The following is a 21,063-nucleotide window of genomic DNA, read 5'->3' as shown; positions in this document are numbered from 1 at the left end:
AATTAAAACATGACAGATAATCCGCCCCCTGCTCCGAAGCGGTTGTCATAGCTTGTCATCAGTGAAAAATTCTTAGAAAGCATGTATTGTGCACCGGCACTCCATACAATTTCTTCTTTGTAATTTTGGCCGGCCTCCAGACCGTTTACCAATCCTGCGTCAATTTGATATTCGTAATAGCCAAAAATTGATAACTTCGGAAATATCATCAGCGATCGACCGATTCCAATTCTAGGCCGAAGCTCATTATCTATCCTTAGGTCAACATTGAACATATAAGGTGTAAACCACCGGATACCAGCCACGGCAATTGTCTTCATATCATCCAAACTATTCCTGGTGGTATTCTCAACATTAATACCTCCAAAAACCCTCAAATAATCGTACAGATAATACTCATAAGAAAATTCAGCTTCCAGGTTCTGATTCCATCCGTATTCCATTGATAAATTGAATTGATTGCGAATGTTTGAAGTGGTCAGATTGACTGTTGTATTATGTGAGGCAACATCTGCCATTCCCCAACTATAGAAGCGGTTGGTTTCGTGAATCAGTTTGGAAATTGGAAAGGGTTTCATTCTAGGGTCTTCCGGTGTATCATAGCTGACTACCCGTGCCATACCACCCATCATATGATAGAGAATATGACAATGAAAGAACCAATCCCCATATTCGTTCCCGTAAAACTCAATGGTTACTTTTTGCATGGGGGGCACATTCACCGTGTGCTTCAGGGGTGAGTAATCACCGCTTTCGTTGATGACACGGAAAAAATGACCATGCAGGTGCATGGGATGGTGCATCATCGTCAGGTTGTTAAGGGTGATTCGGGTAATTTGCCCCTCTTTGATTTTTATTTTATCGGTTTCAGATAGGGGAATACCATTCATGCTCCAGATGTAGCGGTTCATATTCCCAGTAAGATTGAGGAGGATTTCATTGACTGGAACATCCTTACCATAAACCGTTTTTTCAGGTGATTTCAGATAATTGTAATTGAATTCTGAAAACATGTCCATGTTTTCCATCCCGGGCATTTCAGCCATGGGAGCACTTGGCGGATCCATTTTGGAGTTTTTATCATCAGACATATCCATTGAGGAATGATCCATTTGGGAGACCTCTTCCTTATTTCCGGCCATATTCATACCCGGCATATCATTATCCGGGTTTTTGTCGCCTTTCATTTGCATTCCCCAGTTCTCCATCATTTTTTGGGGATCGTCCTTTTTAGGATTAAATTTTAGGGCAGGAGCCCCCATGCGCATGTCCATTTTTGCCATTTGCATCATCATCCCTATTTTATCAGGGCGGGGAACATCTTCGGCTGCTAAAACTTCACCTTGGCCCAAAAAAGCAGAGGCTGTTCCCGAACCATCCTGAGCGGTGGCCCGAAATTCCATCTTTCCACTTTCCGGAATACTTACAATAAAATCGTAGGTCTCCGCAATGGCAATAAATGTTTTATTGCGCTTGACCGGCTCAACATTTAGTCCATCGGCCGCAACTAAGGTCGGCATTTCACCACCAAACGTCATCCAAAACGAGGTAGAAGCTGCCCCGTTAATAATTCTAAGCCTAACCTTTTCTCCGGGTTTGAAATTGGAATATTCCTGAACTTGTTCACCATTAACTAAAAAGGCCGGATAATATATATCGGCAATGTCTGCACTTTCCATTCTCTGCCTCCAGAAATTTAACTGTGCTCCCATTGCACCTCTGGCAATAACCCGGTTGAGGGGTGTGGCCGTACCTTTTCGCCAGTTGTACCATTCGGTTCCTCGTTTCAAGAAACGAAGTACGTTCATGGGCTTTTCATTTGTCCAGTCCGAAAGTATTATAACAAGCTCTTTGTCATAGGCCAGGGTTTCTTCTTTAGGATGGATGACGATAGAGCCAAAAACACCACTCTGCTCTTGCAGCATGGTATGTGAATGATACCAATAGGTACCGGCTTGTTTCAGGGGAAATTCGTACTTCTGTGTTTCCCCGGGGGCAATGGGCGGAGTGGTAAGGAAAGGCACCCCGTCATAAAAATTTGGCAACAACAAACCGTGCCAGTGAATGGAAGTTTCTTCATCCATCTCGTTTTTTACATATATTACGGCATATTCATCTTCGGTAAAAGTAAGGGTAGGTCCAGGGATACTGCCATTAATGGCCATTCCCATTACTTCTTTGCCTGCCCTGTTCACTGCCAGCTCATTTATGGAAATGGCATATTCTCTTACAGGAAGATTATCAGTGTTGCCTTCGACTGATTTTTCAGTGAGGTTTTGTGCCCTCGTAGACAGGCTAAGCAACGAAAAAGAAATGGTCAAAATATAGTAGAATCTTAAGTTCATGATTTCCGTAATTAAATTTGATTTTTGATTTTCAATGATTTAGTTCCCTCATAATAGCAAAATGACCCGATCCTGGTATTAATAAAGCCTGTCTCCTGCACATCCGAAAACCCTGCCTCACGGATGTAATCCGGCAGCAAACCCTTTACATTGGCCGTAGTGGTTTTGAAACCGTCCAGCAACTGCACAGTGTAAAAGGCCATGCGCATCCATCGGTTCTTTGCTTTGCCCCAATCGCCAATGATGAGCTTGCCGCCCGGCTTCAATACACGGTAGATTTCCCTGAAACAATGTGCCTTGGTTTCATCATCCAATTGATGAAATACCAGACAACTGTAAGCCTTGTCAAAAACAGCATCATCATAGGGAAAAATATCTCCATTGTAGAGTTGGAGGTCAACCAAGATGTCTTTGTCTTTGAGTTTTGAAAAAGCTATTTCCCTTACTTTCGGATCAATGTCCAATCCGAAAAATGAAGAGTTGGGAGACTGTGAAGAGGCAATCGCCAGATTGGCTCCTGTACCATAACCAAATTCAAAAATTTGCTCCAGAGGTTCGGGTTTTAAACGGTTAATTAACTCGTTTCTAAATTTCTTTTCCGGCATGGTGATGCGTATGGTAGCATCGTACCATGCTGTAAGAAAATCATACCCGAGTGCGGGGATGAATTTCTTCTCAGACTTATGTTCATCATGGTTCATTTTTTCTCTCAATTGTTTTTGTTCTAATTTCTCCCAGCCTTGGTAGACCAAACATTTATGTGAACCAAATGCACAAAAAATACAACACTGATCACCCGGAACAGTAATCTTACATTCACAGCCCTTACAATAGAAGCTATTTAGCTGCTCGTTATAAGGTATTCTGCAAACCTGCTGCTGGCCACATACCGGACAGGTAAGTACCGAATCAAAAAATAACCCAGGCATACTGGTGATTTCAAGTCATTTAATGGTCATGCTCCAGTTCCAAAAATTTACCTTCCGGCCCTACACCTTCTATGTGTACCAATTGTGCTCCGTAATGTCCTGCCTGTGCCACAGCATAAGCAGCGCTCAATAACACAACTGCTACGATAGCCATTGCCCATCTTTTTGATTGGAAAATGAATAGGTTGATTCCTTGCAATAGCAGGCCGATAAACCCAAGATTGATTGTCCAGTCAGCCCAGAAGTCGTGTTGTTCCAGCACGAGCTTGGCATGTTCGGTTAGTCCGTGCGTATGCGGATGGAAGTTTCTGCCGGCCAAGTACGCAGCAATAAAACCTACCAGCACCAGGGCAAAGGCTGTCCAGGCCAATTCCTTTTTGATGAAATAGATGTTGACAACCGCCAGAATGGCCCCCACAATCAGTAATACGATAGCGAAATGGACAATCAGTGGATGGATTGTAGGGAAATCGGCCAGGTCTGCGGTGACCTTTTTTTCGTGGTGTGCATCTTGTGCATGTGCATCGTGGCTGTCTGCCTCGCTGGTACGGGTGTGGTCTGTATGCTCTTCCCCGGTGGACTGTGCATTCACCACGGTATCCGCCTGTAAGGCGAAGGCGGTACTGTCTTGTTTGCTTTTGTGGCCGTCATGAGCCGATACGGTTGCCGTAGTGAATAGTAGCAATACGACTGCTTTTAGAATATTTTTCATTGTTAAATTATTTAGGTGATTAATGATTGGTCTGTGGTTTTCTTGCTGATGAATGGGTTTGCCATATTTTCCATTGACCGTTTTCTTTTTTCAAAATGCTGGAGGCAACTCCTTTTCGCTCAATAACTGACTTGTCCTTGCTTAGCACAATGGTGTATTTGTAGGTTTCAGTAGCAAAGGCAAATGGCAAAGCGACTTCAATGGCTACTTCATAGTCACTAAACTTGAAAGATTCGAAATGATGGAGCTCCGGGCCCAGGTGGTTAGCCAGATAGTCCTGATATCGGCCTTCAACTTTGCCTGATTCAACAACAATTGATTGTGATACAAATAAATTACCCGTGCCCGTTGTGTCGAGGCTTTCAATGGCCTGTTTGTATGATTCCAGTACTTGTTTTACCTGGTTAATTTCATCCGACTGTTGCGCTTGAGTCTTCACGGCCACTATGGCAGCAAGACTTAAAAAAAGCAGTTTCAATTTCATAGATTTTGGGTTAAAGGATTGTTTTTAGTTTTTCTTAAATGCGTTGTAATTAGCCTCTGATTCAAAGTAGGCAACTGCACCTTGCGGGTTCATCAGCACGATGTAAGCCTCCGATTTATCTACAGGATTACCACTGTACGGATCAATGGCGATCCTTGCACTTTCCAGATTGTTGAGCTTATCAACACATCCCTGGCAACAGCCGTAGTAGGTTTTGCCATTTACAGGTACCGGAATTTGGGCTACACCCATATAGGCGTCATTGACCATACATACCAAGCTTGGGTCAACTGGGGTCTTTATCTCATCACTGGTTAGACTAACTGATGAGCCCATGTGGTAACCTTGAATCCAAAATACCGCTACAGTAACTACAACTATCAGTGATACCAAGGTCAGATAAGCCACTAACTTGTCTTTGCTCAATGACTTTGGACTGGCGTTGTGTTTTCTCGTTTTCATCGTATTAAGAGTTTAGTGCCTGATTGAAGAGTGGCGGCCGGATTGCATGCAAGACAACACCAGCATAAAGGCCACTCTCCAACAGGGCTTTAATTTTACTTATCTTCCTCTTTTTTCATTTCCTGTTCCAAGAAGAAACAGTGCGCAGCACACGCATGAAGTTTATAGTTTTTATGAACTGTCCCTCGCTTGTGACCTTCCGGATCCAGGATTTCGCAGGTATCATCAGTCCCTTTGGTATTCAAAATGAAGACTCCATCATTGTTGTAATAGCGACCATCTTTTTTGGCCTTACCTAAGGAGTTACCTTCAGCATCATACACTTTACCATTTTTGATAAAGCCCAGCTTTTGATTCTGATTGTTGAAAACTATGTCTTCCTTGCTGATGTATCCGAGTTTGGTGCCTCGGTCATCCGATACCTCGCCTTTTCCATTGATATGAATAAGGCGTTGCTCTGTCTTGCTACTTGGCTGTGCCAAGAGGCCCTGTGCGGCCAGCAGTATTCCTCCCAGGAATATTATACTGAAAATGATGTTCTTTTTCATTTCTGATTGATTTGTGCCTGGTGTCAGGATCGGGCTCAGCTTATAGTGAACCCAATCCCTTATGCCAAAACTAGGGTCAGTTAATCGTCTCTTTTACGCTCCCGCACTTCAGCATTTTGTCACCGAAGTATGGGTTGCGAATTTCCTTTTCGTTGGATAGCCAATAGCCTCCGGTGTTGCCGTTGGCCATGGGACAGTATTCCAGATAGAGTTCTCCCATGCTGATATCAGCACCCTTCACTAAAGTGGCCATCTCATTGCTTAAGGCGGTAAAAGCCTTTCGCTGGTTTTCCAGTGAAGCTGCCTGCGCAACTTTGGCCACCTCTGTATGGACTTTATCACTTCCTTTTACATTGTGAATCGCTTTCACCAAAGCTTCAGAAGCTGATTTTGCTTTCTGAAAATCAGATGCCACCAAAGCATTCTTCAAATGGATGTAGTGCGTGTAGGAAGAACCCAGTGCCTTGTCTTTGAACATGGGCTCCATCTGTTGGGTACTTGATTGTGCACCATGTGCTGCATGGTCGTGTTGTGCGGTTGCTCCCCAGCTTACTAAAGCCAGACATAGCATGATCATTGTTTTTTTCATTTTTCTATTTGTTTAAAGGTTAAATACTTGAATCAGGGCTAAACCAGTGACCAGAAGAATGACTACTCCCCAGACCATCCGGCTGACCCATTTTTTTATTGTTGAAGGAGCTTTTTCATCTCCGGTTTTACAGCAACTTTCCATCTCTTAATGGTTATGTCCACTGGCTGCTTGCTTGGCAGGCCCTCCATCCTCAAAGACTTTTTGACCTTTGAGATACGTCTCTTTTACTTCCCCACAGGAAAGCATAGCCTCACCGAAATAGGGGTTGAGAATCTCTTCCGATTCACTGAGCCAAAAAGCCCCTTTATTGTCAAAAGCCATGGGGCAGAAATCTTTGTATACTTTATCTTTCTCCAACCCGAAGGACTCTGTCACTTCCAGTATGCTTTCTGAAAGCATAGCGAAGTGCTGACGAAGTGCTTCCAGGTCTTTTGCTCCTTTCATCATGGTGACAGCTCCTGCCAATTGTTCCTTTAGCGCCATCCAATGATCATGCGCTTTCCCTTTGAGGTTACGCATTTCTACTTTTGCCAATGCATTTTCCACTTCTACCAAACCGGATCGGGCTTCCTGAATATCATCTTTCACCAGGGCGTTCTTCACTGGGAAATAAGCATCGGCTATGGCAGTCATTTGCTGACGAAATTCCTGAGGCACCTCCATAGTCTTTGTTTCAGGGCGCATCAGCATGCTGTAGTTACCGGAAAGTTGGGCTGCAGCATCAATGGCAAACACACCATTGGTCACTATTTCCTCCCCGGCCTCCAGCCCAGCTTCCACCAACCACATTTCACCCATTCGGGGGCCTATGGTGATTTCACGCATTTCGTAAGTTGGAAATTCAGTATCAGGTACTTTTACATACACGATTGAACGCTTGCCCGACCAAAGCAGAGCGGTGCGAGTTATGGCCAAAGAGGATTGCCCTTTGCGTAAAGTGGTCCGCACCCTGGCGTTGATGAACATTTCAGGTCGCAGCTCTCCGTTGCTGTTGGAGGCCTCAGCCCTCACAGAGGCTGCACGGGTTGAAGAATTTATGACCGGATCTATGTAGGTAATCTTAGCTTTAAAGGTCTCTCCGGGAATGCCTGCTGCGGTAAAGTTGACCTCATCACCGATTTTTACAAATGGGAGATCGGATTCATACGCATCAATCATTATCCATACCCGGTTCAGGTCAACTATATCAAATAAAACTGATCCAGTGTTCACATAATCACCAACTGAAATATTCCGCTGGGTTACAATACCACTTTTGTCGGCCAGCACATCAAATTGATCCTGCACTTTTCCAGAACCTTCAAGATCGTCAATTTGCTTCTCATTAAGTTTCCATAAGCGCAGTTTTTCCCTGGCTGCCTGATAAAGTTCGGGATAGGTGGATTTGGTAGAAGCAGCCTCCAAAAGTTCCTTTTGTGCTGTAACCAGCTCGGGTGAATAAATGGTGGCCAACCTTTCGCCCTGCCGGACAACCTGGCCGGTGAAATTGACAAAAAGCTGATCGATACGTCCCGGAAATTTGGCCGTGACAGAAGCCAGTTGGCGTTCATCGGCTTTCACTTTTCCGGTTAGAAAAAGCTCCCCTTCAGGAGATACTCCTGTAACCAGGGAAGTATGGACATTGGTCATGGCCACTGCTTCGGGTGTCATCTCATGCATAAGTGGACTGGCCGAGGCAGCAGACCGTTTACTTGAAGCTGGGATCAGGTCCATCCCGCAGATTGGACAACTGCCCGGTTCTGAAAGCCGTATCTGTGGGTGCATGGAGCAAGTCCATATTTGATCAGAATCTTCATCATGTACATGAACAGCTTCTTCGGTCTCCGATGGACTTGGAGATGGCTTTGCCAGCCAGCCTATAGTGCCCCCAAGCATAAATGCTACAAGCACGGTCAGGAGGACTTTCTTATTTTTAATTAATTCTTTCATCTGTTTATAATTTATTTTTTATAGGTCAGATGGAATCTCGCATAGGTAAATTCATGCCTTTGGGCGTCATTTTGGTCATGCTCGATTTCATCGTTTTAAAATTTTTGATCACCATTTAATTCAGTTCTATTGCTGCCAGATTTTCCAGCACCGCTATTGTAATATGCTGATCCACAATTGCTGCGATCAGCTTGAGTTGATAGTCGAGAAGCTGCTGTTGCACACGCAATACTTCTTCGAAATCCCGACCATCCGTAGCGTAGCTGGTCATCAGCAGGTTCAGGGTTTGCTTTGCCAGATCGGTTTGCTCTCTGTGCAGCCTTGTTCTCCTATTTGCATCATCCAGGTCACGCATGGCGCTTGACCATTGCGTTGAGAGTTGGTTGACCGTGTTTTCTCTTCGTTGCTGCACTGCCAATTGCCTTAGCTCCGCCTCCTTTTGCAAGGCATTGTACTTTTTACGGTAAATGGGTATGGTTAACCTGACCATAGGCATCACCATGTCATTGCCACCCATTGGCATACCATCTTCAATTCGTGGAGAAAAAGGGATATAGTTTACCCCAGCCCCCAGCATGGGTCTGCCTTCCAGTCTGGCCATTTTCTTTTGTGCTTCATACGCCTGTTCCTCGGCATCCAGCATTTTCAGCATCGGGTTGTTTTGGGTGATGCTGTCCAGTATTGCCAATCGTTCCAAAGGCAGTGCTGTATCAGTCAGTGAATCCACTGGTGACACACGCTCATCGATGTTACGGTTGAGGAGTTGGTTGAATTCTGCGACAAGTGGTACCCTGGAATCTCTTAGTAGAGCCAGTGTATTTTCCAGCTCCTTGATTTCGATCCTTACCCTAAGCACATCACTCATACCAGATTTACCCTCGCCCATTGATGCGGATGAGTTCATCGAAGAATTACTCTTTGCGCTGTTTTTACTTGTAGAACCACTGTTCATACTTCCTCCCATACCACCAGTAGAAGATGTTGATGAGGTGGAGTTACCACTGCTCATCGTAGCATTCCCCGACATACCGGAAGAACTTGAACCACCCCCTGTACCTGCACTCTGAAAACGGATAAGTGCCAGTCGCTCATACTGTTTCAGGATTTCGAGGTTTTCCTCCGTGATCCTGATGTCCTCCTCCAGGCGGTACATTTCGTACCAGTTGTTTTTTACCTGAAAAAACAAACGGTTTTTAGCATCCTGGAATACTTCGTATTGGGCCAATGCCATTTTGCTGGCTTCATCCTTTTGGGTTTTCAGCATCCCAAACCAAGGGAACATCTGCATCAGTTGAATGTCTGCCTGCTGGTTGCCCATGAATCGTTCCATAGGCTGGATAAAAAAGCCTATGCTCAATTCCGGATCCGGCAAAGTGCCCACCTGCGGCACTTGTTCCAGTGCCGCCAGGTAATCATTGAAATAGGCTTTAAGCTCCGGATTGTTTTCAGCAGCTATCTCCAAGGATTCTTCCAGGCTTTGTGAGAAGCCAATGTTTTGAATTCCCAGAAGTAGTAGTAGTATTATAATTGCTATTTTTTTCATCTTCCTAGATTTAAGATTCTGTAAATACTTCGGGATTGCGTTTAATCTTGCGCTCTGCCCACCAACAGTATAGGACTGGCACCAGCAGAACCGTCATAATTTCGATGATCATGCCCCCGAATGAAGGAATGGCCATGGGTATCATAATGTCGGATCCTCGCCCGGAAGATGTGAGTACAGGTAAGAGGGCCAGTAAAGTGGTGGCGGTGGTCATCATGGCAGGCAATACCCGCTTTTTACCGGCCTCCAGTACTGCCTTGCGCACCTCTTTTACATTTTCCGGTTCCCGTTTCTCGAAGCTTTGCTTCAAATAGGTGGCTACTAGTACGCCATCATCAGTGGCTATACCAAACAAGGCAATAAAGCCTACCCAGACGGCCACACTCAGGTTGTAGGTCTTCATCTGGAAGAGTTCTCTCATATTGGTGTCAAAGACCGAAAAATCCATGAACCAACCCTGACTATACAGCCAGAGCATCATGAACCCACCTGAAAAAGCCATAGCAATGCCTGAGAATACAAATAAGGTGGTAGAGATGGCTCGAAACTGAAAATACAGGATCAGGAAAATGACCATAAGGCATAGCGGGACTACAATTGCGAGTCGTTTCTCTGCCCGCACCTGGTTTTCGTAGCTTCCCGAAAATTCATAGCGGACACCAGCAGGAATGGTCAGTTCACCTGCATCTATCTTTGATCTCAGGTAGCGTTGCGCATCCTCTACTACGGTAACCTCTGCAAACTCCTTTTTCCTGTCCAATAGCACATAGCCTACAAGGAAGCTGTTCTCCCCACGGATCATTTCGGGCCCGGGGCGATAGGTGATTTTCGCTAATTGACCCAACGGAATGTAGTTGCCTAAGGGTGTGGGTACCTGCATGTTTTCAATGGATGAAGGATCATCACGGTATTCACGGGCATAGCGTACCCTTATCGGAAAGCGCTCCCTTCCTTCCACCGTGGTGCTCAGCTTCATGCCACCGATGGCTGTTTCTATATAGTCTTGCACGTCCCGTACGTTCAATCCGTAGCGGGAAATCTGATCCCGGTCTATGTCAATCTCCAAATAAGGTTTTCCCACAATCCGGTCAGCAAAGACAGCTTCACTTTTTACCGATGGCACTTCTTTCAGGTATTTCTCGAGTTGAAGGCCGAATTCTTCAATGGTCTTCAAATCAGGTCCATACACCTTAATACCCATAGGGGCCCGCATACCCGTTTGCAACATCACCAGGCGTGTCTCAATAGGCTGTAATTTGGGAGAGGAGGTTACGCCCGGAATATTGACGACACCAACAATTTCGTCCCAAATGTCATCCGGTGTTTTGATGTGATCCCGCCACTGGCGGAAATATTCTCCATCAGGATCAGGAGTGAGATGCTTTATATCTATTTGCTCAGGGGACATGGTTTCCGGGTCATAAACGTCTCCATTTTGAAGCAGAAACTGACCATCATCATTCACCCGAAAGCGTTGCTTGGTTCCATCTATATCCGAAACATATTCGCTTTTGTAGCTGATGGTATTTTCAAACATGGAGATAGGGGCCGGATCAATGGCCGTTTCCGCACGGCCTGCCTTACCTACCACCATTTCCACTTCGGGAATGGCTGTTACCATCATGTCCAGTTTTTGCAGTACCTCACGGTTTACTTCTATGCCGGAGTGCGGCATGGATGTGGGCATCAGGAGAAATGAACCCTCATTGAGAGACGGCATGAACTCTTCGCCTAAGCCCGGAAACACTTCAGATACAGCCGTCCATCCCGGGGTTTCCCTTAAGTTCCAGCCTAATTTTTCTGTTGCTTTTGGCAAAAAGCCGAATACCTTGTCAAAACCCAGCCAGATATTGGCACCTAATAAAATAATGACAACAGGTATAACCAGGAACAAGCCCTTATTGTCCAGGCACCACATGAGTATTTTAGGGTAAAGCCTGAGGAACAAAGTGAAGGTGCCAAGCACAAAGCCTAGAATCACCGCTATAAACAGGAAGTTGACCAGCAAGCTGTTGGACACACCCAGCGGAACCCATTCGGTGGCCAACAGCCAAGCAACCGCAACCACTGTAACGCCTACCATCATCAGGTCACGGTACTTACCTAATCTTTCAGGAAAATGATGCAGCAGCACATTGATCAAACCAAAACCAAACAGCAACCATCCTGCCCAAGACCAGACGGTGAAGGCTATTACCGGGCCGACAATGAGTAACAGGTAATTCAGGTACAGACTTGTTTTGCCTTTGCCTTTTTTCATGGAGAATATCCAGTGAGAAAAGGCAGGCATGATGACCAGCGTAAAGATCACCGCTGATACCAACGCAAAGGTTTTTGTATAAGCCAACGGGCCAAATAGCTTTCCTTCAGCAGCTTGTAGCGTAAATACCGGCAAAAAGCTGACTATGGTCGTGCTGACGGCTGTTAGAATCGCAGTGGCCACCTCAGTGGTGGCATCATACACGGTTTTTAATTTTGACTGGCCTTCGGGAGCAATTTCCAGATGCCTGAGGATGTTTTCATTCAGGATAATCCCCAGATCCACCATGGTGCCGATGGCAATGGCAATACCGGACAGGGCTACAATGTTGGCATCTACTCCGAAGTATTTCATGAATATGAAGCACATGAGTACCGCCAGTGGCAAAAGCGCTGAAATGAGGATAGATGCCCGCAGGTTGTACACCATCACAATGATCACAATGATGGTAATCAATATTTGCAGGCTGATGGCTTCATACAAGGTACCAAGGGTTTCGTAAATCAAGCCGGTGCGATCATAGAAGGGTACTATCGTTACTTTAGAAACCGTGCCGTCTGCCAGTGTTTTGGACGGAAGTCCATCGGCTATTTTTTCAATTTCCGCTTTTGTCGCATTGATGATTTTCAAGGGGTTGTCACCGTAGCGGGCAATGACCACTCCGCCCACAGCTTCAGCTCCTGACTTATCCAGGATTCCGCTCATGTTGCGGGGCTGTGGGCCAATGTTTACCACGGCCACATCCTTCACCCGAATGGGTACATTATCGGTTACTTTCACCACGGCCTTGTCCAGGTCGGCCAGCTCCTCCACATATCCCAGACCTCTGACGAAGTAATCCACCCGGTTTACTTCAATAGTGTTGGCACCTACATCGATGTTGCTGTTTCTCACTGCCTGCATCACGTCCATGAGCGTAACCCCATGCGCTTTTAAAGCTGCCGGATCGACATCTACCTGGTATTCTTTGACATAGCCACCTACGGAAGCTACTTCGGCCACACCCTCTACAGCAGTAAGCGCATAACGGATGTAATAGTCCTGGATGGTACGAAGTTCGTGCAAGTCCCAACCTCCGGTAGGGTTGCCGTCTTTATCGCGACCTTCCAGCGTGTACCAATACACCTGCCCCAGGGCGGTAGCATCCGGCCCCAGTTTGGGTTGTACATCCGGTGGCAATAGTCCTGACGGAAGTGAGTTCAGTTTTTCCAGTACACGTGAACGGCTCCAGTAAAACTCTATATCTTCATTGAAGATGATATAAATACTGGAAAAGCCGAAGGCTGAACTACTTCGAACGCTTTTTACACCGGGAAGGCCCAGCAAAGCCGTGGTGAGCGGATAGGTGATCTGATCTTCCACATCCTGTGGAGAACGTCCCATCCATTCAGTGAAAACGATTTGCTGGTTTTCGCCAATGTCCGGGATGGCATCAACCGGAACCGGGTCACGTGGGAGGAAACTTGTCTCCCAGTTAAAAGGAGCAGTGACTATGCCCCAGGCTACAATGAGTAGCAATACGAGAACGGTAACGAGCTTATTCTCGAGAAAGAATTTGATTATGGAATTGAGCATTTTTCATTCAATTTTCTTTAAAACTGGATTGACTTGAGCGCATACAAATGCATGCACTTGTGGCGCAGCATAATGCTATGCCTAGTGAAAGAATTGAATGAAAAGCTTAAATAAGGAAGGATTGAACGAGCACAGGTATGTCACGCTCAATCAGAGGGGGGGAATAATCGTTATACGAATAATAATCAACTGCAGGAGCGCTGAAAAGAAAGGATACCACAGCGTAGAAAACTGCGATCATTTGAAAATCAGGAACCGCAACTTTGGACACTTGGGTAAGGTCTTCATGTCCTTCCATTACTACAGTCTGGTCTTCGCAACAACCCTTTTTAGTGACCTGCTGATGTTCGCAATCTGGATCATGCTTATTCGTGGCACAAGGTGATTTCTGTGTGGCCATTTCGCAGGGCTCAGCCCCGGAAAAAAGTGCAATGCTCTCCAACTGCCCCATGCAAAAATGCATACCAAAGGTGAAGCTCGTGGAACTGAGCAGCACCAATATGGAAAGCAGGATGGCCGATATTTTTCTAAAACGTTGCACTTTGGAGAAAGTCTAATACGAATCTACGGAATTTAGTTCAGAATGTTCGATTTTAATATCAAAAATGATGGTTTGTATTTCAAATACCTCAATATGTAGATGTTTGAGATTTATTTTCCATCTAAAAATTTTGGTCTGTTGATGCTTATTTTTAAAGTCGTTATCTCTTATTCAGGAATGATCAGGAATGAAAAGAACCCCGTGTGGGTGAACTCATCCACACGGGAGTTCCGTCAGAAACTAATCACCGCTTCAACCACGACTCCACTAAATTCAGCCCCGGCAAAACGCCCTGTCCAAGCATTGCCTTCATATTGCTGCTTCATGTACTCAACTTTTGTTAAAACGTTCTTTGAAAGATACCAGCCTCCACCAAAATTGACCCTGCTGATTTCCAAATCTTCTGTGGCACTTTCACGCATTTTACCAGTTACTGTATTATATCTACCCCCAAGATAGAAACGTTCATCAGCTCCAAACCTATACAATACCTCAGCTGCTATTTGTGTGAATGCGCCCTCTGTGTCAGCTTGAGGTGTTGTGAATTCGTTGCTTCCATCGGCCAGTTCATAAATACCAAAGAACTCCAAGCCTTTGAACTTGATAAACGGGTTAATCTGCAAGGCTGTGAGCTTTGTAAATCTGGCATTAAACTGACCATCACGAGGGCCACCTTCGGTATTGCCATCCACATCCGGTACTGTAAAAAGCACATTGTAATACCTGGAGCCTCCACGGTCTCCACCATATAGATAGGTGCCTGTTGAGGTGCCTTTATTGATGTACCAGGATCCGGTCAATCGTACTCTCAAATCCTCGCTCAGTTGTTTATCGTACCCCAACTTACCGAAGAAAGAAGGCTTATTGTCTGTATTGTCGTTCACAGTTACATTTTGATTGAGCTTGCCGTTTGTCAACCCAACCACTGCCAATAAACCATTCTTTTGAACTGTAAGCTCTCCGAATGCCTCGGTGGAGAATGCATCCATAAGATAATTCCCCACAAAAGGGTTGAAAATACCTCTCGCATTGTCCGTTCTCCTGAAATGTGCGTCTCCATAGTTGAACTCATCTAACCCTATGGTAATACTTGCATATTTCATTACTCCTTCCAGAAACCCGGGTTTAACAAAGTCAAGATTATCCACTCTCATGTATCCACCCTTAATCCATGCTTCGTTGTGTGCTCTGGAAGAAAGATAGGTCCTGAGGTGCATCCGAACACCTTCCATTACCTGAACGTCAAGGTTGAGGTTAGCTGAAGGTAAATTGAAATCGGAACCAAGCTCAACCAAGGTACCAGCATCATTACTTTGGTTAAGACCCTGAAATTGCATGGCGAAATCACCGCCTACTCTTACTTTGAGGCCTTCAAAGATGACTGTATCCTCTTTTGAGGGCTCGAATACATTCAGGCCGTTTTTATCGTTTGGCCTGAAATACTGCAAGCCTGGTTGTTGGGCGTATGTGGTATTGATCACCATCAGTGTCAAGGCAATGAATACCAATTGAATTTTATGAAACGTTTTCATGATTTTAACAATTTGTTGAAAGTCTGATTAAAGAAACTTGATGATAGTTTTGTCGGATAGATCGTGTCTAATGCTGTTCGAATATCCCGGAACAGCTATATTTCACAGAACCATTTCCGACATTGCCCGAAGGTTTTATAACCGGGCAACTAACTGATAATCAGATGTTAGCTAAAGAAGAAATGACTGGAACAGGATAGAGCGATACCGCCCTGACCAGCCGGGGGGAGCCTTTTTAGGAGTTGTGTAGTTTCTTGACTCGAAAAATTGTGTAGAAGGCAAATGAAAAGAAGGCTGAGCCAATGCCACTTGTGAAGAAGCAATGACCGGAATGTCAGAATGAGGTGTCCTGAAATCATCGAGAGAGAAGATGGTTTCCTGATCCTCACAACCATCACAAGGGTTGCTGTGATCGTCACAGCATGGTTCGTGGTGTTTTAGAAAAAGCTCGAAGCTGATCAGTTCGCCCCCGCAAAAGTGCTGAAACACTGCCATCCCTTTGCCAGGGAGAAGCATTACAATGAGCAGGACGATATATAAGTTGCGCTTCATGAGCCTTTTAATGTAAAATGCCATTCATTGAAAGGGAATCTATTTAGTATCCACTTCAATATGACTCAAAAGTACGCAACGGTTATTGAGAGGGCTATGACATTGCACATGTCAAAACATGACCTACATCATGTTTGAACAAAGGCGGGTTTATCCAACTGAAATCAGTACTCTTTGGGATTGTTACAGGTGCGTGAAGATGATAAAGAGAGTCGCTATCTATTTTCGAAATGGATATGCTATCTGCTTTAGATAAGATTTCGGAAAGTTTGGCTCTTCTGCTATACCAATTTCCCCAATACCTTCGGATGTGTAAATTTTCGGATCATCAAAGCTGGTTTTGAAGATGTAGTCCCAAATGGTCAACCATGCCCCGTAATTTACCTGTGCATCCTTGAAGTCAGCTCGATGGTGCCACCTGTGTAACTCTGCCACACAAAAGAACTTCTTTAGTATCCCTGCTTTATAATCCAGATTGGTATGTTGCATCATCATATTGATTGCCAGGAATGCAAGTGCGAGTACAACAACTTGTTGGGGCACACCAATAATCAGACAAGCGATGATTCCCGGACCACCTTCTAATATCTGATGGAGTGCATGGCGTTTTTCGCCATTGAGAAAATATAGCCGTTCCGAGCTGTGATGAATGGCATGAAGCTTCCACAACCATTGGTACTTGTGACTTTGCCAGTGTACAAAAAATAAAAAGAAATCAATGATTATTAGTGCAAATATTACCTGTATCCATAGTGGTATATTCGTAGGGAACCATTTGAAGAAAGTAAAATAAGCAGAGACCCAGATAAAGCTAAACTGCGCTGATATTTTGATCAGGTAGTTTATGATATAATAGGTAAAATCAAGATTCCAGTCTTTGCCGTCCAGCCAGTTTTTCTCGAACGGCATCCATTTTTCAAGAAACAAAGCGATTATGCCAAACAGGGCAATGATCGGGATAGTCACAAGGTATTGGTTCAACCCTGATTGTACACCCAACAGTATCAGGCACCAAGCCGAAAGCATGAATATTGGGTAGAGGCTGTATTGCAGTATTCTTTTCATCCTGTAGATTTTTTACCCTACAAAGATGAATAGCCTTAAATTGAATTACTTGTATAAACCTGCTAACCTTTCAGAACACTGGAAGGCGCAACGCCAAACATTTCAGTAAACGTCTTTGAAAAGTGTGGAAGGTCTGAGAAGCCACCATCATAACAAGCTATGGTCAATGAATTTCCTAATATGATTGATTCGACTGTGGACTGCATTCTTGCCCACAGAATATACCTCCGAAATGGAATTCCCACGTGCTCTTTAAATAAATGAGCATACCTTGACGCAGACAAGTGAACCTTTGAAGCCATGTCTTCAATTCTCATTTCCTGACTAAGTGATTCTTTAATGTGTTGAATGGAATTGACAATCCTTTGATCTGATTGAGTTGAATAAGTATGATGACCAGTCAATTGATCCACTAATAGTCTGGTATAATGCATGACATCAATCTCCTTGCCCATGATCCAATGCTTGAATTCATTCATGATTTGTTCATTCGGTAATTTTTGAAGACCAATAATTTCCTTATCAAGTTGATATGTCTGTTTTAAACGTTCTGAAAACTGATGGAAAGGATCCATAAAAATGAAAACAGGAATACTATTTCCATGACAGCTAAATTGATGTTTTATGTCATGAGGGATTATAGACAAAACGCTAAAATTTTCTTTGCCACTATTATCAATTATTTTATGTTGACCCTGAGTGCAATAGATTATTTCTGTGGCATGATGTGCGTGAAGTTTAGTAGTGGCAACATGTCCTGAATATACACCAATACCGTCTTTAAAAAACAATCTGAAGGCCTCCATAATCCTTGCCGTTTAACAGCAGTTTTTTTTACTACCCTCTTGAATCGGAGGACAAGCCTTTGTTCCATAACTACAATACACGCAACAATCTCCTTCTTTTGGTTTTAGCACCTGGTGGCAGTTTTCGCATTCGTAAAAATACTGACAGGCGTCATTGGGCATGGTTTCTTCCTTCTGATGGCCACAATTGGGGCAGGTGATGGTTGATTCTAATATGATTTCCATTTATTTCTCTGTTTTATTAGTCACGGAATATCCGGTTGAGTTGATGGCTTCCTCAATTTTCGGGATACTTGTTTTGGACTTGTCAAACTCCACGATGGCATTCCCCTGGTCGGAGGAGGCGGTTACATTCAGGATGCCGCTGAGCTTATTTACTTCATGCACTACATGCGCTGCGCACCCCTGACAAGTCATGCCTTTGATTTGAAAATTTACGGTCTGAATGTCTGACTTATCAACGATGATCACTTGCTTTTCAGATTTAGGGTAGAAAATGTGAGCATAAAGCGGGAACACCAACATCAGGGCAGCAAAGACCGTGATTATTGAAAGGAACTTTTTTGTTTGCCAAAAGGAGGGCTGAAGGTCCTCCTCACAGGCACATTCTTTTTCCTCTTTGGCCTTTGGTTTGAATTTCTGATACCAGGCAAAGCCTAATACAACCACTGTGATGCCGACAAAAAAAGGCCTTGCCGGATCGAGCCATGAGAAAGTGGACGCAATCCCGCTTGCACCGGCCACTAATGCAAGCACCGGGGTGATGCAGCAAAGTGAACTTACTAAAGCAGCTAAAAGGCCGCTGGTTAAAAGGGAATTTTTCATATACTTAATTTTCAAAAAAAGAAGGGCTCTGCGCCCTCCCAGTTACTTTTTCTTACAGCAGGCGGGTACTTCCGCCACTTTCATATCATAAGGACATTCCGGAGTGCCTGCCAAAGGGCAGGTAACTTTTGGACAATCTGGAGTACCTTCCAAAGGACAAGCTTTTGGAGATGAGTTGATCCCGTAAGCAAGGCCACCAATTGCGAGAATACCCGCTGTGGCGAAAATCATGAGTTTACTTTTCATATCAATCTATTTTAATGAAACATCTCTCCAAAGGTCAGTCACGGGGGGAGGGGGTATCCAAACGTTCGGATAAAAATTTCTTCAATTCTTCTTCCACCATGCGGGCTTCTCGTAGTTTTTCAGGCACTTCTTCAAGTTTAAGCTCTGGAAATAGTGTTCTCAGCTTTTCTATTGTTTCTTCATTGCCACAGTCGCCAGGGCAGCTCTGGTAAGCTGACGAGATCCTTTCTGCTAGTGCTTTCCTGTAGGTATCATCCAATAGCTCATAAGTAGTCTTAGTAAGCATGGACTGCACAGCTTTTAGCTGCAAAAGGATATTTTCAACCTGGTCCACATCATCTATTTTGCTAAGGATGTATCCCAGCTGACCTGTTGCTGTTTTTAGCGAAACCTTTATGCTTTGAGTGAGATCATGGGGTATCATAAGGCAGGAATTGAATTTGGGAGCTTATACAAATCGAGCACAGATGAAATGATTCGCTGACTTTGCGCTTCTACTGAATAAAAGATCGTTTGTCCCGATTTTTTAGTCGTCACGATTCCTGCATCCTTCAGCTTTTTCAAATGCTGGGAGACGGCCGGCACGGTCATGCCCAGGATGTCTGACAAGTCGCACGGACAAAGTTCATTTTCCTGCTTCAAGAGGTACAGGATTTTGAGGCGGACCGGATTACCGGCAAGATTCAGTACATCTGCCAGTTCTAAAAAACCTTCCTCCTTGCTTTTCAAGTCTTCCCTGCACCTATTGATCTGGTCGCTATCGGCAAAGACACGGATACATGTATTCATAACTTGTATTTAAGTATTTGCTTAACAAAGTTAGGGAATGCCGAGTATTTAAGCAAGTACTTAAATACAGAAAAGGGCTATTTCGCCCTTCTCATCAATTTTGGTGCTGCCAGCCTTTCACGGAGAGCCTGCATATCCTCGCTTACTTTTTTCTCTACCACCTTGGCATAAACCTGGGTAGTGGTGATTTTTGAATGACCAAGCATCTTGCTCACAGTTTCCAAAGGCACACCATTGCAAAGGGTAACAGTGGTAGCAAATGTATGTCTGGCCAGGTGAAAGGTGAGGTTCTTTTCAATTCCGCAGAGGTCGGCAATTTCTTTCAAGTAGGAGTTCAGCTTTTGGTTAGAAATCATTGGAAATACCGATCCTTTCTGCAGTGCCCTTGGATGGGTCTTGTATTTCTCTATTATTTCCCAGGCTTTGGGAAGGATAGGAACCCTTACTGGCTGGTCAGTCTTTTGCCTGCAGGTGGAAAGCCAGTATTCCCCATCAATGCCAATCGTAATATTGGATGGTGTCAGGTTCATTGCATCGATGTAGGCCAGCCCGGTATAACAGCTAAATACAAACAGATCCCTTACCCACTGCAAACGCACAATTTTGAAGTCTTTGTTTTCTACTGCCTCCAACTCTTCGTGATTGAGGAAATCCCTATCCACTCGGTGAAATTTGAGCTGGTACTTATCAAATGGATCCCGGCTCACCCATTCCATTTTTACAGCCATAGTCACCATCTTCCGGAAACGCTCCAGGTGCTTCATCACTCCATTATTGCCAAGTGGTTTCTGGTGGTCTTTGGGTTTGTAATTGCGGAGGTAGAATTCAAAATCGGTGATGAACTTATAGGAGAGCTCGGATAGAAACATGTCGGTAGTACCAAACCGCTCTTTCAAAAATCTGTGGATGTACTTCTGAGTGGTGAAGTAGTTTTTCATCGTGCCCCAAGTCAGTGTATCCCTCATAGCCTGGTTGTGATAATCCACCAGCTTGCATAAGGTGAAGTCCTTTTGGTCTGTACCCAGGAACATGCTTTTGATGGCATCTGCAGTGATCAATCGCTTTTGTACCTGCATCTCCTGATAGCATTCCATGATACGGGCCTGAACCTCATCCAAATAATGATTGAGCGATTTGATTTCTTCCCGGCTGCCCTTGGCCATGCCTTTGCTGCCATTCCAGTCGCTTGGTTTGATCCAGCGCTTCAATGATATTTCAACTCTGCGGCCATCAACGGTGACCCTGGCATAGATTGGGAGTAGGCCATCTTTGGCCTTGTTCGTTCTTGTGATGAACTGAACTCCGAAGGTGTTTGTAGTTCTCATGAC

21 protein-coding genes are annotated in these 21,063 nt (G+C 44.5%); all 21 read right to left on the bottom strand.

All coding sequences use genetic code 11. The features are described from left to right. Window positions 1-2: 2 nt before the first annotated feature. The gene (locus ACHKAR_RS18055; protein ID WP_395418836.1) at window positions 3-2,345 is read right to left on the bottom strand and encodes a multicopper oxidase domain-containing protein; all 2,343 of its coding nucleotides are present in this window, start codon (window positions 2,343-2,345) and stop codon (window positions 3-5) included. Between the two features lie 11 nt (window positions 2,346-2,356). Beyond that, window positions 2,357-3,046 carry a class I SAM-dependent methyltransferase gene (locus ACHKAR_RS18050; protein ID WP_395418835.1) on the bottom strand — a complete coding sequence of 230 codons (690 nt, stop codon included), beginning with the start codon at window positions 3,044-3,046 and terminating at the stop codon, window positions 2,357-2,359. Between the two features lie 247 nt (window positions 3,047-3,293). Continuing rightward, window positions 3,294-3,959, bottom strand: a complete 666-nt coding sequence (locus ACHKAR_RS18045) for a hypothetical protein (protein ID WP_395418834.1) — start codon at window positions 3,957-3,959, stop codon at window positions 3,294-3,296. 46 nt (window positions 3,960-4,005) lie between these two features. Beyond that, on the bottom strand, window positions 4,006-4,470 hold the full coding sequence (locus tag ACHKAR_RS18040) for a nuclear transport factor 2 family protein (protein ID WP_395418833.1): 465 nt from the start codon (window positions 4,468-4,470) through the stop codon (window positions 4,006-4,008). Between the two features lie 24 nt (window positions 4,471-4,494). Then, a complete protein-coding gene (locus ACHKAR_RS18035) occupies window positions 4,495-4,932 on the bottom strand; it encodes a hypothetical protein (RefSeq protein WP_395418832.1) in 438 nt (145 codons plus the stop codon). Window positions 4,933-5,027: 95 nt separating this feature from the next. Beyond that, on the bottom strand, window positions 5,028-5,480 hold the full coding sequence (locus ACHKAR_RS18030; RefSeq protein WP_349530771.1) for a 5-fold beta-flower protein: 453 nt from the start codon (window positions 5,478-5,480) through the stop codon (window positions 5,028-5,030). Between the two features lie 76 nt (window positions 5,481-5,556). Continuing rightward, window positions 5,557-6,069, bottom strand: a complete 513-nt coding sequence (locus ACHKAR_RS18025) for a DUF3347 domain-containing protein (RefSeq protein ID WP_395418831.1) — start codon at window positions 6,067-6,069, stop codon at window positions 5,557-5,559. Between the two features lie 147 nt (window positions 6,070-6,216). Next, the gene (locus tag ACHKAR_RS18020) at window positions 6,217-8,001 is read right to left on the bottom strand and encodes an efflux RND transporter periplasmic adaptor subunit (protein ID WP_395418830.1); all 1,785 of its coding nucleotides are present in this window, start codon (window positions 7,999-8,001) and stop codon (window positions 6,217-6,219) included. A 115-nt stretch (window positions 8,002-8,116) separates the two neighbouring features. After that, a complete protein-coding gene (locus ACHKAR_RS18015) occupies window positions 8,117-9,544 on the bottom strand; it encodes a TolC family protein (RefSeq protein ID WP_395418829.1) in 1,428 nt (475 codons plus the stop codon). Window positions 9,545-9,554: 10 nt separating this feature from the next. Continuing rightward, window positions 9,555-13,379, bottom strand: a complete 3,825-nt coding sequence (locus tag ACHKAR_RS18010) for an efflux RND transporter permease subunit (RefSeq protein WP_395418828.1) — start codon at window positions 13,377-13,379, stop codon at window positions 9,555-9,557. Window positions 13,380-13,485: 106 nt separating this feature from the next. Then, window positions 13,486-13,920: an HYC_CC_PP family protein gene (locus ACHKAR_RS18005; RefSeq protein WP_395418827.1), complete on the bottom strand. Its 435-nt coding sequence runs from the start codon at window positions 13,918-13,920 to the stop codon at window positions 13,486-13,488. A 233-nt stretch (window positions 13,921-14,153) separates the two neighbouring features. Further along, window positions 14,154-15,452: a hypothetical protein gene (locus ACHKAR_RS18000; RefSeq protein ID WP_395418826.1), complete on the bottom strand. Its 1,299-nt coding sequence runs from the start codon at window positions 15,450-15,452 to the stop codon at window positions 14,154-14,156. Window positions 15,453-15,623: 171 nt separating this feature from the next. After that, window positions 15,624-16,004, bottom strand: a complete 381-nt coding sequence (locus ACHKAR_RS17995) for a hypothetical protein (protein ID WP_395418825.1) — start codon at window positions 16,002-16,004, stop codon at window positions 15,624-15,626. Window positions 16,005-16,223: 219 nt separating this feature from the next. Continuing rightward, the gene (locus ACHKAR_RS17990) at window positions 16,224-17,069 is read right to left on the bottom strand and encodes a sterol desaturase family protein (RefSeq protein ID WP_219956422.1); all 846 of its coding nucleotides are present in this window, start codon (window positions 17,067-17,069) and stop codon (window positions 16,224-16,226) included. A 62-nt stretch (window positions 17,070-17,131) separates the two neighbouring features. Next, window positions 17,132-17,875, bottom strand: coding sequence for a helix-turn-helix transcriptional regulator (locus ACHKAR_RS17985; RefSeq protein WP_286969832.1), 744 nt, complete (start codon window positions 17,873-17,875; stop codon window positions 17,132-17,134). Window positions 17,876-17,887: 12 nt separating this feature from the next. After that, window positions 17,888-18,100 (bottom strand): GDCCVxC domain-containing (seleno)protein, encoded by a 213-nt coding sequence (locus ACHKAR_RS17980; RefSeq protein ID WP_219956425.1) that lies wholly within the window; start codon window positions 18,098-18,100, stop codon window positions 17,888-17,890. Further along, window positions 18,101-18,700: a mercuric transport protein MerTP gene (gene merTP, locus ACHKAR_RS17975; protein WP_395418823.1), complete on the bottom strand. Its 600-nt coding sequence runs from the start codon at window positions 18,698-18,700 to the stop codon at window positions 18,101-18,103. Between the two features lie 42 nt (window positions 18,701-18,742). Further along, window positions 18,743-18,946: a hypothetical protein gene (locus tag ACHKAR_RS17970; RefSeq protein ID WP_144606306.1), complete on the bottom strand. Its 204-nt coding sequence runs from the start codon at window positions 18,944-18,946 to the stop codon at window positions 18,743-18,745. Window positions 18,947-18,980: 34 nt separating this feature from the next. Then, complete coding sequence (locus tag ACHKAR_RS17965; RefSeq protein ID WP_130276909.1) at window positions 18,981-19,370, bottom strand: metal-sensing transcriptional repressor; 390 nt, start codon at window positions 19,368-19,370, stop codon at window positions 18,981-18,983. Next, window positions 19,367-19,735, bottom strand: coding sequence for an ArsR/SmtB family transcription factor (locus tag ACHKAR_RS17960; protein WP_395418821.1), 369 nt, complete (start codon window positions 19,733-19,735; stop codon window positions 19,367-19,369). The genes ACHKAR_RS17965 and ACHKAR_RS17960 overlap by 4 nt, the downstream gene beginning before the upstream one ends. 77 nt (window positions 19,736-19,812) lie before the next feature. Continuing rightward, the coding region (locus ACHKAR_RS17955) for a site-specific integrase (RefSeq protein ID WP_395418820.1) at window positions 19,813-21,063 on the bottom strand (1,251 nt) is incomplete at its 5' end.

This window comes from Marinoscillum luteum (assembly GCF_044005705.1).
Classification (GTDB): Bacteria; Bacteroidota; Bacteroidia; order Cytophagales; family Cyclobacteriaceae; genus Marinoscillum; species Marinoscillum luteum.
Note: the sequence above shows the minus strand (reverse complement) of the source record. Positions and strands in the feature narration are given on the sequence as shown.